This window comes from Histidinibacterium lentulum, assembly GCF_003789055.1.
In the GTDB taxonomy this organism is placed as follows: Bacteria; Pseudomonadota; Alphaproteobacteria; order Rhodobacterales; family Rhodobacteraceae; genus Oceanicola; species Oceanicola lentulus.
Genome location: NZ_ML119084.1, coordinates 1 through 14,754, shown reverse-complemented (window position 1 = coordinate 14,754; position 14,754 = coordinate 1). Strand labels below are relative to the sequence as shown.

The 14,754-nt window shown below is 65.2% G+C and carries 14 protein-coding genes; all 14 read left to right on the top strand.

All coding sequences use genetic code 11. The features are described 5' to 3' along the window. Positions 1 to 107: 107 nt before the first annotated feature. Positions 108 to 1,604, top strand: coding sequence for a glycosyltransferase family 2 protein (locus tag EAT49_RS08290; protein WP_123641853.1), 1,497 nt, complete (start codon positions 108 to 110; stop codon positions 1,602 to 1,604). Next, positions 1,601 to 2,593 carry a glycosyltransferase family 2 protein gene (locus EAT49_RS08285; protein ID WP_123641852.1) on the top strand — a complete coding sequence of 331 codons (993 nt, stop codon included), beginning with the start codon at positions 1,601 to 1,603 and terminating at the stop codon, positions 2,591 to 2,593. Before EAT49_RS08290 ends, EAT49_RS08285 begins: the two co-directional genes overlap by 4 nt. After that, positions 2,590 to 3,405: a sulfotransferase domain-containing protein gene (locus tag EAT49_RS08280; RefSeq protein ID WP_123641851.1), complete on the top strand. Its 816-nt coding sequence runs from the start codon at positions 2,590 to 2,592 to the stop codon at positions 3,403 to 3,405. Before EAT49_RS08285 ends, EAT49_RS08280 begins: the two co-directional genes overlap by 4 nt. A 696-nt stretch (positions 3,406 to 4,101) precedes the next feature. Beyond that, positions 4,102 to 5,151 (top strand): tripartite tricarboxylate transporter substrate-binding protein, encoded by a 1,050-nt coding sequence (locus tag EAT49_RS08275; RefSeq protein ID WP_123641850.1) that lies wholly within the window; start codon positions 4,102 to 4,104, stop codon positions 5,149 to 5,151. Between the two features lie 26 nt (positions 5,152 to 5,177). After that, complete coding sequence (locus EAT49_RS08270) at positions 5,178 to 5,690, top strand: tripartite tricarboxylate transporter TctB family protein (protein WP_123641849.1); 513 nt, start codon at positions 5,178 to 5,180, stop codon at positions 5,688 to 5,690. Between the two features lie 48 nt (positions 5,691 to 5,738). Further along, complete coding sequence (locus EAT49_RS08265; protein WP_123641848.1) at positions 5,739 to 7,241, top strand: tripartite tricarboxylate transporter permease; 1,503 nt, start codon at positions 5,739 to 5,741, stop codon at positions 7,239 to 7,241. Beyond that, positions 7,238 to 8,320, top strand: coding sequence for an amidohydrolase family protein (locus tag EAT49_RS08260; protein ID WP_123641847.1), 1,083 nt, complete (start codon positions 7,238 to 7,240; stop codon positions 8,318 to 8,320). Before EAT49_RS08265 ends, EAT49_RS08260 begins: the two co-directional genes overlap by 4 nt. Next, positions 8,317 to 9,405, top strand: coding sequence for a Gfo/Idh/MocA family protein (locus tag EAT49_RS08255; protein ID WP_123641846.1), 1,089 nt, complete (start codon positions 8,317 to 8,319; stop codon positions 9,403 to 9,405). Before EAT49_RS08260 ends, EAT49_RS08255 begins: the two co-directional genes overlap by 4 nt. Before the next feature lie 10 nt (positions 9,406 to 9,415). Further along, a complete protein-coding gene (pcaF, locus tag EAT49_RS08250) occupies positions 9,416 to 10,627 on the top strand; it encodes a 3-oxoadipyl-CoA thiolase (RefSeq protein ID WP_123641845.1) in 1,212 nt (403 codons plus the stop codon). Positions 10,628 to 10,738: 111 nt separating this feature from the next. Further along, the gene (locus EAT49_RS08245) at positions 10,739 to 11,635 is read left to right on the top strand and encodes an enoyl-CoA hydratase-related protein (protein ID WP_185020699.1); all 897 of its coding nucleotides are present in this window, start codon (positions 10,739 to 10,741) and stop codon (positions 11,633 to 11,635) included. A 3-nt stretch (positions 11,636 to 11,638) separates the two neighbouring features. Continuing rightward, on the top strand, positions 11,639 to 12,538 hold the full coding sequence (locus EAT49_RS08240) for a CoA transferase subunit A (protein ID WP_123641843.1): 900 nt from the start codon (positions 11,639 to 11,641) through the stop codon (positions 12,536 to 12,538). Further along, a complete protein-coding gene (locus EAT49_RS08235) occupies positions 12,535 to 13,275 on the top strand; it encodes a CoA-transferase subunit beta (protein WP_221181449.1) in 741 nt (246 codons plus the stop codon). The genes EAT49_RS08240 and EAT49_RS08235 overlap by 4 nt, the downstream gene beginning before the upstream one ends. Further along, complete coding sequence (locus tag EAT49_RS08230) at positions 13,272 to 14,438, top strand: CaiB/BaiF CoA transferase family protein (RefSeq protein ID WP_123641842.1); 1,167 nt, start codon at positions 13,272 to 13,274, stop codon at positions 14,436 to 14,438. The genes EAT49_RS08235 and EAT49_RS08230 overlap by 4 nt, the downstream gene beginning before the upstream one ends. Then, the gene (locus EAT49_RS08225; RefSeq protein WP_123641841.1) at positions 14,438 to 14,677 is read left to right on the top strand and encodes a VOC family protein; all 240 of its coding nucleotides are present in this window, start codon (positions 14,438 to 14,440) and stop codon (positions 14,675 to 14,677) included. The genes EAT49_RS08230 and EAT49_RS08225 overlap by 1 nt, the downstream gene beginning before the upstream one ends. Positions 14,678 to 14,754 lie beyond the last annotated feature (77 nt).

The following is a 14,754-nucleotide window of genomic DNA, read 5'->3' as shown; positions in this document are numbered from 1 at the left end:
CACCGGCTTTCTTGCGGAATGCGCGGAACCGGTCACCGGAACAAGAAGGTCCAGAAGGGCCGTGAGAGCAGTTTCAGCATGAGGGCCGCCGGCCCGGGGAGCGGGGGATGAGCCCCAGACATACCTACACGATCCTGTCGATGATGAAGGACGAGGGCCATTCCCTGGTGGAATGGGTCGCCTATCACCGGCATCTCGGCTTCGACAACATCTGCGTCTACACCAACGACTGCTCGGACGGCACCGACGACATGCTGATCCGGCTGGAGGAAATGGGCTGGGTCCGGCACTTCCGCAATGACGTGCCCCCGGACAAGAAACCCCAACCGAACGCTTTGGCGCTGGCCACGGCCAATCCCGCCGTCATGGACAGCGACTGGGTGCTGGTGATGGATGCGGACGAGTTCCTCTCGATCAAGTGTGGCCGCGGCAGGATCGGTGACCTCGTCGAACGCATCCCGCCCGAGGCGCAGGCCATGGCGATCACCTGGCGCTTCTTCGGCTCGTCCGGGATCACCGCCTGGAACCCGGGTCTCGTCACCGAAAGCTACACCCGCGCCGCGCCCGACAAGTTCAAGAAGGGCTGGGGTGTGAAGACGCTCTTCAAGCCCTTCCGCGACATCAAGCTCGGCATCCACCGGCCCACGATCAAGAAGGCCCGCCAGGACGCGGAGAACGCGAAGTTCCTCTTCGACCAGCTCTGGGTCAACGGCTCCGGAGATCCGATGCCCGACGAGTTCTCCCTCTCCGGCTGGCGCTCGACGAAACCAACGCTGGGCTACAAGCTCGCCGAGATGAACCACTACGCCGTGAAGAGCTACGAGGCCTATCTGCTCCGGCGCGTGCGGGGCAACGTCAACAACAAGGAAGACAAGTACAACGCCGCCTATTTCGCCCTCTTCGACCGCAACGAGATCGAGGCGACGAACGTCCAGCGCCATGTCAACGGCACGAAGAAGAAGATGGCCGAGATCCTGTCCGACCCGGTGATGCGCAAACTGCAGGACGAGGCGACGGCGTTCCACGAGGCCCGCGTGGCGAAGCTGCGTGCGACGGGCGAATACGATCACTGGCTCGAAGAGCTCAGGCAGGCCTCCGAGGTGACGCTCGACCAGCTCGACGAGGTGCTCTTCATCCAGCACCTGCCGAAGAAATGGCAGGAGAAGGTCAAGGAGCTCCAGGCCCGGGGCGTGCCCGACAAGACCATCGCCCGGATGATCGCCGACACCCAGACCGCCAAGAAGGGCGAGACCCGGAGCGCCCTGCTCGAGGCCGCGGGTATCCGCCCCAACGATGTCCCGCCCGAGGCCACCGCGGAGGCCCGCGACGCCGCCACCAAACGCGCCATGACCTTCGACAACCCCTTCGCCGACACCCCCGAGGCCCGTGCCCTCGGTGTGCCGCAGCTTCAGCCCGGGACCCCGAAACCGCCCAAGACCGCCCGCGTCAGCCTCGACACGCCCGCCCCGCCCCTCGAGCGCATCGTCGCGGAGGCGACGGTCTCCGCCTCCGAGGGCATCTCCAGCGATCCGGACACCGTCGCGCCGGTCCCTGCTCCACCCGCCGCGACGGACGAGGGTCCGGGCCGGAAGGACGAGCCATGAGAAGGATCGTCGTCTCCACCATGAAGAACGAGGGCCCCTATCTGCTCGAATGGCTGGCCTACTACCGCTCGATCGGCTTCGACGGCTTCGTGATCTTCTCCAACGACTGTACCGACGGCTCGAACCTCATGCTCAACCGGCTCGAGGCGATGGGCGTCCTGAATCACTACGACAACCCGCTCGGCCCCCGCATGGACCCCCAGCGCGCCGCCTATTCCCGCGCCGCACGGATGAAGGACGTGCGCGCGGCCGAATGGATCCTCGTGGCCGATGCCGACGAATTCCTCAACATCCACGTCGGAGAGCGCAAGCTCGACGACCTGATCGCCGCCACCCCCGACGCCGACGCGATCTCCCTGAACTGGCGCCTGATGGGATCGGGCGGCGCCGCCCATGCCGATTTCGACGCCCTCGTGACAGAGCGCTTCACCCGCGGCTCCAGCTTCGAACAGCCCGAGAACGGCCTCGTCTGGGGCTTCAAGACCCTGTTCCGGCCGCAGAAATTCGACTTCTTCGGCGTCCACCGCCCGAAATGGCGCAAGGAAAAGGAACTGACCCCCGGCATGGTCAAATGGGTGAACGGGTCCGGCCGCGAACTCGGGGAGCATATCCTCGCCAAGGGCTGGCGTTCCCGCCCCGAGACCGTGGGCTACAGCCACGCCCAGATGAACCACTACGCCATCAAGAGCCGCGAGGATTTCCTGCTCAAGCGCCTGCGCGGCACCGCCAATTCCAAGAACAAGGACAGAATCGACATAGACTACTGGGACAAATACGACATCAACACCGTGCCGGACGCCTCGATCCCCACCGCCGGCATCCGCCCGATCATGGAGCAGTGGCTCGCGGATCCCGATCTGGCCGCCCTCACACGCGCCTGCAAGGACTGCGCCCGACGCGTGCTCGACTACCAGCTTCAGGTCGCGGACTACCGCACCTTCATCGACACCGGCATCTTCCCCAAGGCCCAGCAGGAGCCCGCGGCATGAACGATCCCGCCCGCTTCATCTGCATCGGCACCCACCACAAGACCGGCACGATCTGGATGCGCAAGGTCTGGCACGTCATCGCCGCCGAACAGAACATCCCGCTCATGCAGTGCTACCGCTGGCAGAAGCTGGCCCAGGCGGCCGAGACCGGGCCGCAGATCATCGTCAACTGGGCGTCGACCTTCCCTCCGAAGCTCATGGAGATGGCCCACGCGCGCTTCATCCACATCATCCGGGATCCGCGCGACGTGCTGCTGTCGGGGATGCGCTATCACCGCAAGGCCCCGGTCGCGAACGAGAAATTCCTCCGCACACCGCGCGAGGAATGGGGCGGCCTCAACTACAAGAGCTACCTCAACAGCCTTCCCGACGACACCGCGCGACTGATCTTCGAGATGGAGAACAAGCACGCCACGACGCTCTCGGAAATGCTGAAATGGCCCTGGGGCAATCCCCGCGCCCGCGAACTGCGCTACGAGGACCTGATCGAGGACGAGGACTGCTCCCTCTTCCGCTCCGTGCTCGAGGAGTTTGCCATCGAGGGCCTCGACATCGACCATGCGGTGAAGACCTACTGGGACAATTCCCTTTTCGGCGGGCTCGCCACGCCCGAGAACCGTACCTGGCGCCAGCAGCGGCACGTCACCGCCAGCCGCGTCACCGACTGGCGCAGCCAGCTCCCCCGCGAGATCGCCGAGATCTACGCCGAGCGCCACGGCGCGGCGCTCGTCAAGCTCGGCTACGAGGATCACCCCACCGAGTGGGTCGACCTCTGCCCCGCCGGCGAGGCTCTCGCCCGCGCCACTGGCTGAACGCGGGGAGACGGGCGATCCGTCGGCGTCCTTTCCGGCGCTTCCTCCTTGCGGCGGGCTGCGGAATGCCCTGCCCCGACGACGCGCCGCGTCGCTTCCGGGACCGCCTCCGGCGGGGATTTAGTCAAGGCAGCAAAACCTTTTAGTTACAAGTAACTAGTCTTCCAGCAACGGTGGCAACCTTTGGACAGAGCCGGATAAACCGGAACCTGCTGCTGCTGCCGCGAGAAACCGTCCGCGAGGCGCGGGAGGATCCGTCATGACCGGGTCCTCCTCGACGTCGGTGCTGCTAGGATGATCGGCGTCGACAACATCGGCGTCGCTGCCCACGAGCCATCCGATCAGACCACATCGGCAAACATAGAGCCACGCCCCCCGCAGAAGCGGGAAGCGTCAAGGTGGACCGACCGTATCAATAAAGGCGGGCGAGCGCCATCGGTGCCGAAGTCCCGGCTGAATGGCAGCTCGAGGCTTCGGCGCTGATGGACGGCGGCCTCGAAGTCTGCGGAGCCCCATAGTCGAAAGCTTGCGGACGGCGTCGTCTCGAGGCATGCCGTTTCGGCATCGATCCAATAGGGTATTGATGTTGGCGGAGGTGCTGACGCCTCCGTAGGCTCCTCCGTGTGGCCATGCTGTGTTGAGATTGTGGCCTCAGCTCGCATCGCATCGCAGTGCGAGACCACTAGGGAGGAAAAAATGGCTTACCACATAAAGATGCTTGCAGCGGCCGCGGCAGCGGCAGCGGCGACTGCTCTTGGCGCTTCGGCTGGTTTCGCTCAAGAGGCCGAGCCGATGGAGCCGCTGGAAAGCGGGTTCCCGAACCAGGCCCTTACCATCGTCGTCGTCGACGAGCCCGGATCGGCCGACAGTATCTATACCAACCAGCTGGTCGAGGCTGCCGAAGCGCTCTCGCCGGTGCCGATCCGCGTCGAGCACCGCCAGGACTTCTCCAACTTCGGAACCTGGGAGGCTCTCGTCTGGCTCATGGGTCTGGGTGAGCGCGGCGACGAGGGCTACACCTCGATCGTCTACACGGTGCCCGGTTCCGTGGTCGACCTGCTGGTCGTCGACATGGAAACGGTGCTCGGTGTCGGTCTCGACGATCTTAACTTCGTCGTCTCCACCGAGGTGCTTCCGTACTTCATTCATCAGCGCGCGGATGCGCCGTGGGGCGATACGATTCAGGACTTCATCGCCCATGCGGAGGCGAACCCTGGTGAAATCCGCTATATCTCCGGCGGAATTGGCGGAGCCCAGGATGCGGCGATGCAGTGGTACCTGCGCAGGCTCGGCCTTGAGGTCAACACGATCATCGGCGGCGGCGGCTCGGAAAGGGCCCTGACCGTGGCTTCGGGCGAAGGCGACGTGACGGTCTCTCCGCCCGACCTGATCATCCCGCATTACGACGGGGGACGTGTCGACGTCCTGATGATGAGTGGCGACCAGGCGCCGCCCGAGCCCTGGGCCGACATACCCAACGCGCAGGACCTTGGCATGGAAGGCGATCCATGGGGACAGGTCCGTGGCATCGCCGTCTCGCCTGACGTTCCCGAGGAGAACCGGGCTTGGCTCGAAGAGCTCTTCACGCGCGCGTCGCAGAACGAGGAGTTCCGCGAGCAGCGCAACCAGGTTCCGGGACTTCAGCTGCGGATCCTCGGTCCGGCGGAAACGCGTGCCGTGGCGGAGACTGCGTATAACGAGACCCTGCCGATCATGCGCGACCTCGGAGCCTACTGGGGCGACTGACGGAGAAGCTCGGGAGGAACGACATCATGGATACTCGGCGGGATCTTGGCGTCTCCCTTGGCGTCGTGCTTCTCGGGCTCTTCATCCTCTACGGGGCGTTCAGGATCGAGCAGGCCATCTACAAGGATGCGATTGGCTCGAGCAGCTTTCCCTACGCCCTCGGTGCCATGATCACTCTGGGCGGCGGAGTTCTCGCACTCCGCCGCCTGCGTGATCTGCGGCGGGACGAAAGATATCTCGCCCCGGCAGAGGGGACGCCCGATGAAGCCGGGCATCCGGCCTCTGCGCTGCGGGCGGCCTCGGTCATGGGCGCGACCCTCGCCTACATCCTGCTGATCGTGCCGCTCGGCTATCTTCTGGCCACACCTCTCTTCGTCGCGACGGCCCTCGTCGTCATGCAGGAGCGCCGCCCGGGCGTCGTTGTCAGTTGCGCGGTGCTGTGGACGATCGGAAGCTATCTGATCTTCGCACAGTTCCTCAGCGTACGGCTTCCGCTCGGACCGCTCGAGGAGTGGTTCCGGACACTCGGACTCTATTGAGCCGCGAAAGGACCTGACGTGGATTTTCTGGGCCCCCTCATAGGCGGAGTGTCACAGCTCAGCGACATCTGGCTGTGGTTCTTCGTGATCGGCGGCACGATCATCGGCGTGATCGGCGGCGGCATGCCCGGCATGGGAACGACCCTGCTCTACGGCATGGTCCTGCCTTTCACCTTTGCGCTGGACCCGGTGCATGCTGTCGCCTTCCTGCTCTCGATCAGCGTCGGTGTCGGCTACGGTAACTCGATCCCGGCGATCCTCATGGGCATACCAGGAACTCCCGCCGCAGTGCTGACCGTCCTCGACGGCCATCAGATGCACAAGCGCGGCGAAGGCGGACTCGCGCTGGCCACGGCCTTCATGGCCTCGGTGAGCGGGCAGGTCATCAGCATCCTGCTCTTCATTCTGCTCGTCGTGCCGCTGATGGACCTCGCCTACAGCTTCCTGTTTCCCGAGCTTTTCGCGCTCTATGTCCTCGGTATCCTGGCGATCATCAGCCTGACCGGCGCGAACATGCTCAAGGGTCTCGTCGCCGCCGCCTTCGGACTGCTGATCGCGCTGGTGGGCCTCGATTCGGTCAATCTGACCACCCGCTACACCTTCGACATCATGATCCTGCGGAATGGCTTCGACACGATGGCCGTGCTGATCGGTCTTCTCGCCGTCAGCGAGCTCTTCCGGTCCTCCCGGCAGGTCTTCAACTGGGGCGGCGCCGAGGACGACAAGCGGAGCCGCGCGTTTCCACCGCTGTCGAAGCTCAAGCCCGCGATCCCCGCGACGCTCGGAGGCACCGTCTTGGGAACCTTCGTAGGGGCGGTGCCCGGCGCCGGGGCGACGCCAGCGGCCCTGCTGGCCTACCAGCAGGCCCGGATGATGTCGAAGGAACCGGAGAAATTCGGCAAGGGGTCGGTCGAAGCCCTCGCCGCAACCGATTCCGCGCAGAACGCCTCGAATTCCGGTGAACTCATCCCGACCCTCGGGCTCGGCGTGCCCGGCAGCACGTCGATGGTCATGCTCCTGAGCGCCCTGACGGTGCAGGGCTTCGTGCCGGGGCCGATGATGATCCGGCAGACCCCCGACCTCTTCTATGCCGCGATCGGGGGGATGCTCGCGGCCTCCATCGTGCTGCTGCTGCTCGGCTGGTACATGGCCTCCCTGATGCTGAAGGCCGTGCACATGTCGCGGACCGTGGTGCTGATCCTGTCCCTGGCGACGGTCGTGCTGGGCGTCTACTCCCTGAACGGCCGCGTCTTCGACCTTGTGGTGATGTTCACGGCGGGGGTCATCGGCTATTTCATGCTCCGCTACGGCTATTCGACCGCCGCGGCTGCCCTCGCCTTCGTTCTCGGCGGCGAATTGGAGCGCAGCCTGCGTCTCGGCCTGAATCTCGTGGACGGCAGCTTCGTCGCCTTTTTCACCCGTCCCATCACCGCGACCATCCTGCTGATAACCCTCGGCATCGTGATCATCGGCGTGGTCCGGAGCCTCCGTTTTCGCAAACGGGAGCTGAACCGGGCCCGGCAAGGTATGACGCTGGGAGATCAGTCATGACGCAACCCGAAGCCGCAAACGCCCTTGTGCCGGTCATCGACATGCACGCCCATTTCGTGCCGCCGGCCATTGTCGAAGCCGCCGAGCTTGGCGAAGACTGGTACGGTATCACTTTCGGCAAGACCCAGGCCGGTCGGATGTTCTCCGCGGCAGGAGGGCGCCAGATGGCGCTGCCCTGGCAACTGCCCCTGGAGACGGCCGAGGAAAGGACGGGCGTCATGTCCGGGCTGAACGTCGACGTGCAGATGGTCTCTCTCAGTCCGACGATGCACTGGTATTCGGCCGACCCGCAAAGCGCCCCCGGTTTCGCCGCCGCGGCGAACGACGCCTTGGCGGAGATGGTCGAACTCCGGCCCGACAGGTACCTGGGCCTCGGCTACCTGCCACTCCAGGACGTGTCCGCAAGCCTTGCTGAACTGGAGCGCTGCGTCGGCGAACTCGGATTTCCCGGTGTTATGGTCGGCACCAACATCGCTGGGCGCGACTGGGACGATCCCGAACTCTTTCCCGTCCTCGAACGGGCCGCCGACCTTGGCTCTTTCGTCTTCTTCCATCCCGCGCGCGGGCGGGCGGAGGACTGGCTGACACGATACCACCTGCGCAACCTCATCGGAAACCCACTGGAGACGACAGCCGCCGCCGCGGCCCTCATCTTCGGCGGTGTCGTGGAGCGGTTGCCGGGGCTGCGCGCCTGTCTCGCCCATGGAGGCGGATATTGCTGCGGCAACGTGGGCCGCTGGGATCACGGCTGGCGGGTCCGCAAGGAATGCCAGGCCCAGATATCCCGACTGCCATCCGATTACCTCCGCCAGTTCCACTTCGACAGCCTGACCCACAGCGATCTCGCACTGCGAGCGCTCATCGATCTGGTGGGCGAGCGGCAGGTCCTGCTGGGCAGCGACTACCCGGCCGACATGGCCTCGCCGGACCCGGTGGGCGCCGTCCTCGGCAACCCGCATCTCTCGGTACGCGAGAAACGCGCCATCCTCGGCGAAAACATGAGCCGCCTGATCTCGCCGCATGCTCTGCGGGGGCTGTCGACGAGGGCTGCAGGGACACTCAAGGAGAAGATCGCATGAAGAGCAACAGTGGCGGCCCGCTCGGCGTGGCGGTGGTAGGCTCGGGCCGCATCGGCGCGCTGCGGGCAGAGATGGCCTCCCGTCATCCCGGGGTCGGGTTTCTCGGCGTCTCCGACAAGGACCCCGAGAGGGCGGAGGCGCTGCGGGCGCGCGTGAATGGCGATTTCGCCACCGGATCAAACGACGACCTGATCGCCCGGGAGGACGTCCACGCGGTCATCGTGTCGACGCCCGAGGACGATCACGTCGCACCGGTGCTGAAGGCGCTGGAACTGGGAAAGCCCGTTCTCGTCGAGAAGCCCATCGCGATGTCGCTGGAAGACGCAGATAGGATACTCGCGGCGCTTGCCGAGACCGGTGGCGATCTGCGTGTCGGCTACAGCCGCCGCTTCAAGGAATGCTTCCTGCGGAGCAAGGAGCAGCTGAACCACGGCCGGCTGGGCGTGATCACCGGTGGGATGGCGCGAGTCTACAACTCACGAGCGCAGGCCTTCTCGATCCTCAAGCGCGACCCCCATGCCACGCCCGTGGTGGACGTGCTGACCTACTACGTCGACCTGATGTGCTGGTTCACGGAGGGCAATCCCCCGGTCGAGGTTGTCGCACGAGGAAAGAAGGGGGTCTTCGCAGATGCAGGTTTCGGCGCCGATGACCTGACCTGGGTCATCGTCACGCTGCGGGACGGGGCGATCTTCTCCTTGGGTATCAGCTACGCCCTTCCCGAGCGGTATCCGACCCTCGGGCAATCCGACAGGGTCGAGATCCTGGGACGTGAGGGGGCAATGATGGTCGATGACGACCACCTCGATCACATGATCTTCTCCGACGTCGGCGTGCCCCATGCCTACGTTCCGGACCACGCCGTGAACATGGCATTCCTCGGGAGCAACACAGCAGGCGACTGGGCGGTCGGGGATTTCTGGGGGCCCTTGGCCAACGAGACCCGTGCCTGGCTCGACGGTCTGGCGAGCGGCCGGCGGTCCCCGGTTCACACGTCTGCCGAACAAGCCCGGACCAATCTTGCCGTGACCTTGGCGATCGAGGAGTCGGTACGGACGGGCCAGCCGGTCGCGATCGCGACCTGAAGTGCATTCCATGCCCGACAGACCCGACGCATTCATTTGCGGCTATCTTCGAACGCCGATCGGCCGCTACGGCGGAGCTCTGGCTTCCGTCAGGCCCGATGATCTCGCGGCCCATTTGATCGCGAGCCTTCTGCGCCAGACGCCGGACCTTGATCCTGCCCAGATCGACGATGTTGTCCTCGGGAACGCCAACCAGGCAGGCGAGGACAATCGAAACGTGGCGCGGATGAGCCTTCTCCTCGCCGGATTGCCCGAGAGCGTACCGGGTACGACCGTCAATCGCCTTTGTGCGTCCGGCCTCGACGCGGTACTCATCGCGGCCCACGCAATCTGGGCCGGCGAAGCGGAGCTGATGCTTGCCGGCGGTGTCGAGTCGATGAGCCGAGCGCCCTTCGTGGTGCCGAAGGCACCGTCGGCCTACTCGAGGCAGGCCGAAATACATGACACGACCATCGGCTGGCGCCTGATGAATCCAGCCATCAAGGCAGCCCATGGTACGGACTCCATGCCGGAGACAGCGGAAAACGTTGCAGAGACCTACGCAATTTCCCGGGCCGATCAGGACGCGTTCGCCCTGCGAAGCCAGGAGAAGACCGCGGCGGCGATGAAATCCGGCCGGTTGAGACAGGAAATCGTTCCGGTCGAGGTCCCGCAGCGGAAAGGCGATCCGCTAAAGGTGGACCGGGACGAACATCCGCGCGAGACCAGCCTGTCGGCCCTCTCCGCACTTCCCACCCCGTTCCGGAAGAATGGCACCGTGACTGCGGGCAATTCCTCCGGGGTGAACGATGGTGCAGCGGTTCTGATCGTCGCCTCCGAAGAGGCTGCACGACGCCACGGGCTGACGCCCATCGCGCGGATCGCAGGAGGAGCCGCGGCGGGGGTCGCGCCGCGGCTCATGGGCATCGGACCCGTTCCCGCCAGCCGCAAGCTCTGTCATCGCCTCGGTCGCACGCCTCAGGACTTCGACCTTGTGGAGTTGAACGAAGCCTTTGCGAGCCAGGCTCTCGCCGTGCTGCGCGATCTGGACATTCCCGCTGACGGCGAAGCGGTGAACCCGAACGGAGGCGCTATTTCCCTGGGGCATCCTCTCGGCATGTCTGGCGCCCGCCTGGCCGGTACTGCGGCGCTGGAGCTTCATCATGGACGCCGCCGACGGGCGCTTGTGACCATGTGCATCGGCGTGGGTCAGGGCCTCGCCATGGCCCTCGACGCGGTCTGAGACGACCCATGTCTCGGGCAATGCCGATGAGGCATCGCGACCATAGAAACACGGTGTTTGTCTCATGGCATCGACTGCACCAATCTGGCTTGGAAAACATGGAGGACCACCGTGACCGTCGAGATCAGTCCAGGCGTCGCCGCCGCCCGTGCGGATAAATTCCGCGATATCACCTACGAAGTTCAGGATGGCGTGGCCTGGGTCACGATCAACCGGCCCCAGGTGCGCAATGCATTCCGCGAGCAGACGCTCGACGAAATGATTTCTGCCCTGTCGGCAACACGCATGGACCCGACCATCGCATGCGCGGTCGTCACGGGCGCTGGCGACCATGCCTTCTCAGCCGGCGGCGATTTCGGGGCGATGATGAAGCTCAACCGGGCCAACGCCCATATGTGGAACGACCGGATGCTCGGTCTCGCGATGACGATCCGCGGGCTTCCGATCCCCGTGATCGCCATGGTGAACGGCTGGTGCATGGGGGGAGGGCACGAGCTGGCGCTGTGGTGCGACCTCGTGATCGCGTCCGAGGATGCCGTATTCGGCCAGACCGGCGCAAAGGTCGGCGCCTGTCCGACGGTTGGTGCGACCCAGTACATTCCCCGGATCATCGGAGAGCGGCTCGCTCGCGAGATGATCTTTCTGGCCCGCACGTTCCCCGCAGAGGAGGCCGTCAGCGTGGGCCTCATCAACAAGTGCGTCCCGAAGGCCAAGCTGCGCGAGGAAACGCTGGCATGGTGTGAGCGGATCAAGGGTCACAGCAGCCAGACGATCCGGGCGACCAAGAAGTCGCTCAACAGCGAGTCCGACGAACTCTACGCCTCCTGGCAGCAGGGCATGGAGCTACTGGCGAACGTCTGGGGGACCGAGGAATGCCTCGAAGGCATGAACGCCTTCCTCGAGAAGCGCAAACCGGACTTCCAGCAGTTCCGACGGCGCAACAAGGAGGCGCTCGATACCTACCTCGACGACTTCTACAACGATCGCAACCAGACGAAGTCGGCCTGACGCGTGTCTTCGGACGGATCCTCAAAGCTTGTCGGACTGCCGGAGGCGGTCCGGCAGAACGTGCGCGATGGAGATCTCGTCTTCGTCGGCGGGTTCGGCCAGGGAGTACCATTCGCGATTGCCCGCGAGATCGCCCGGCAGGGGCTGAGCGATCTCGTCCTCTGCCGGACCGGTGCCGACATCCTGTTCGACGTCCTTCATGCGAGCGGTTGCGTGAAGGGAGCGATCTTCGGCTGGCTCGGCAATCCTGGCATCGGCATCAGCCATGTTCTTCGTCGGGCCGTGGCCGATGGCTCCGTCGAGATCGAGGAGACGAGTAATTTCGGGCTTCTCCTGCGCCTTCATGCGGGCGCTCTCGGGATCCCCTTCTTGCCCACCCGGTCGCTGGGTCTCGGAGAGATCGCCAATCAGGCTCCAGGATCCCACAAGCCGGTGCTCTGTCCCTTCACCGGGGAGCAGATGACCGCGGTCTCCGCACTGACGCCGGACGTGGCGATCGTTCACGCCCACCGCGCGGACAAGGCCGGCAACGTGCAGCTCTTCGGGATTGCTGGCGACACCCTAGAGGGTGCCAATGCCGCCAGGCGGATCGTCTGCACGGTCGAGGAGATCGTCGATCCGGCCGAAATACGCCGTACGGCTGACCGAACCATCTTGCCGGCGGCCCGCGTGGCCGCGGTGTGCCATACACCGCTCGGTGCGCACCCCTCCTACATGACCGGCCTCTACGATCGGGACGACGACGCCTACATGGCCTTCGACGAACTCTCCCGCGACGTTGCACAGCTTCGGACCTTCCTCGAAGAGACGATCCATGCATGCCCCGATCATGCGAGCTACGTCTCACGCTTCGTGCCGACGGCCCTGCGGTCCGGCGCGCGCGGAGCCGGAGTTCCGGCATGAGCCCCTCGGCCACCGACCGGACGCTGCGTCTCGCCTGGATGGCAGCGAGGCTCATTCCCGACGAGTGCCGTGTCTTCGTCGGCATCGGTGCCCCGTGCAGTGCGGCAATGCTCGCCCGTCGCAGTCACGCGGCGAACATCGACATGATCTTCGAATCCGGTGTCATGGGCGCCGACCCGCCCAGGCTCCCGCTCTCGACAGGTTCACCCTCCGTGGCAGCCGGTGCTCTGATGGTCGGCTCCATGCTCGACGTCTTCGCAACCCTCCAGCGGGGCGAGATCGACATCGGACTTCTATCGGGTGCCCAGGTCGACCGGCTGGGCAACCTTAACAGCACGGTGATCGGGGATCCTTCGGCCCCGAAGCTGCGGTTGCCCGGCTCTGGCGGTGCACACGACATTGCCGCACTGGCGCGGGACGTCCTGATCCTGATGCCCCATGAACCAAGGAGGTTCGTGAACCAGGTGGATTTCGTCACCAGCCCGGGACACGTCGCAGGACGGAGCGAAGCGACTGGTCTTGGAAATGGCCCCAAGGCCGTCGCAACGGACCGAGCGCTATTCGGTTTTCCGGACGGCGAGATGACCCTCGTCGGCCACTACGCCGATATCGAGGAGGATGCCGCGGTCGAACATGTGGGCTGGCCGGTTCGGAAGGCGGACCGCGTCGACCTGATCGACCCGCCCTCTGCAGCAATCGCCACAGCCTTCAGGAGCTTTTCAGGAGACACGACATGAGCGCGCTCGAGGGAGTGAAGGTGCTGGATCTGACGCGGGTTCTCGCCGGACCGCTGTGCACGATGATCCTCGGCGACATGGGAGCCGAGGTCTTGAAGGTTGAGCCGCCGTCCGGCGACGAGACCCGAGGCTGGGGGCCACCCCACGCCGGCGACGAGGCCGCCTACTTCCTCGGAGTGAACCGCAACAAGCGCAGTATCGTGCTCGATCTCTCGACGGATCACGACCGGATCGAGCTCGAAGCGCTGATCCGTGACTGCGATGTTCTTGTGGAGAACTACAAGTTGGGCACCCTCTCGAAGTGGGGGTTCGACGACAGCTGGTTCGAACGGGAGGTCCCGCACGTCGTCCACTGCTCCATCACGGGCTACGGCCCGACCGGCCCGAAATCGCACCTACCGGGATATGACTTCGTCCTGCAGGCCGAAACCGGGCTCATGAGCATCACGGGCGACCCCGAGGGCGCCCCGACCAAGCATGGCATTGCGATGGTCGACATCACCACCGGTCTCTATGCCGCTATCGCGGTGCTCGGAGCGCTCCACGAGCGAAGCGTGTCCGGGCAAGGCCAGAAGGCGACCGTGTCGCTGTACCAGTCCGGCCTGTCCCTTCTGGCGAATGTGGCCTCGAACTATCTGGTCTCCGGCAAGCCGCCCGGCCGATACGGCAATGGTCATCCCAACATCGTCCCGTATCGAACCTACGCTGCCAGCGACGGCCAGCTTGCCCTTGCGATCGGCAACGACAAGCAGTTCGCGCGGTTTGCTGACATCGCGGGGCACCCCGACTGGAGCCGGGAGCCGACCATGGCCACCAACGCGCAGCGCGTCGAGAACCGGGAGACCGTCGATCGCCTGGTTGCGGATGTGATCGTATCACGCCGCGTCGAGGACTGGATCGACATTCTCCGGGAGGCGTCAATTCCCTGTGGAGCCGTGCGAGACGTGGGCGCGGCCCTGGCCGACCCGCAGAGCGCCGCGTTGGACATGGTCCGGTCCATCCTCCACCCGAGCGCTGGAGAGCTCTCGCTTCTCGGCCCAGCGTTCTCGATGTCGCGTACGCCGCCAGGCATCCGACGCCCGCCGCCCACCTTCGGTGAGCATACGGACGAGGTGCTGCGCAAGTCGCCTCAGATTGCTTCCGGGAGCGGGAGATCGCGCTGATGTCCATCGTGGGCCTGTCTCATGTCGGCATCGCGGTTCCGGATCTGGAAGCCGCGATGACGCTCTTTCAGAACCGCCTTGCGGTGTCACCCGGCCCGGTTCTCGAAAAACCGGATCAGGGCGTGAGGCTGGTGCAGTTCGACCTTGGCAACGCTCGGCTCGAGCTCCTGTCACCGCTGTCCCCCGACAGTAACCGGCCGGTTAGGACCGCAGCTCAGGCGACGGCCTTGTCCTCCTGAGTGAGCGGCACCCAGTTCCACGGCAGCAGGTCGTCGAGGCGGTTGATCTTGTGGTCGCCGATCCGGGCGAGGATGTC

Excerpts from the sequence above, each read along its gene's own strand:
- EAT49_RS08290 (WP_123641853.1), top strand. The coding sequence starts at position 108 with ATGAGCCCCAGACATACCTACACGATCCTGTCGATGATGAAGGACGAG.
- EAT49_RS08285 (WP_123641852.1), top strand. The coding sequence starts at position 1,601 with ATGAGAAGGATCGTCGTCTCCACCATGAAGAACGAGGGCCCCTATCTG.
- EAT49_RS08280 (WP_123641851.1), top strand. The coding sequence starts at position 2,590 with ATGAACGATCCCGCCCGCTTCATCTGCATCGGCACCCACCACAAGACC.
- EAT49_RS08275 (WP_123641850.1), top strand. The coding sequence starts at position 4,102 with ATGGCTTACCACATAAAGATGCTTGCAGCGGCCGCGGCAGCGGCAGCG.
- EAT49_RS08270 (WP_123641849.1), top strand. The coding sequence starts at position 5,178 with ATGGATACTCGGCGGGATCTTGGCGTCTCCCTTGGCGTCGTGCTTCTC.
- EAT49_RS08260 (WP_123641847.1), top strand. The coding sequence starts at position 7,238 with ATGACGCAACCCGAAGCCGCAAACGCCCTTGTGCCGGTCATCGACATG.
- EAT49_RS08255 (WP_123641846.1), top strand. The coding sequence starts at position 8,317 with ATGAAGAGCAACAGTGGCGGCCCGCTCGGCGTGGCGGTGGTAGGCTCG.
- pcaF (WP_123641845.1), top strand. The coding sequence starts at position 9,416 with ATGCCCGACAGACCCGACGCATTCATTTGCGGCTATCTTCGAACGCCG.
- EAT49_RS08235 (WP_221181449.1), top strand. The coding sequence starts at position 12,535 with ATGAGCCCCTCGGCCACCGACCGGACGCTGCGTCTCGCCTGGATGGCA.
- EAT49_RS08230 (WP_123641842.1), top strand. The coding sequence starts at position 13,272 with ATGAGCGCGCTCGAGGGAGTGAAGGTGCTGGATCTGACGCGGGTTCTC.
- EAT49_RS08225 (WP_123641841.1), top strand. The coding sequence starts at position 14,438 with ATGTCCATCGTGGGCCTGTCTCATGTCGGCATCGCGGTTCCGGATCTG.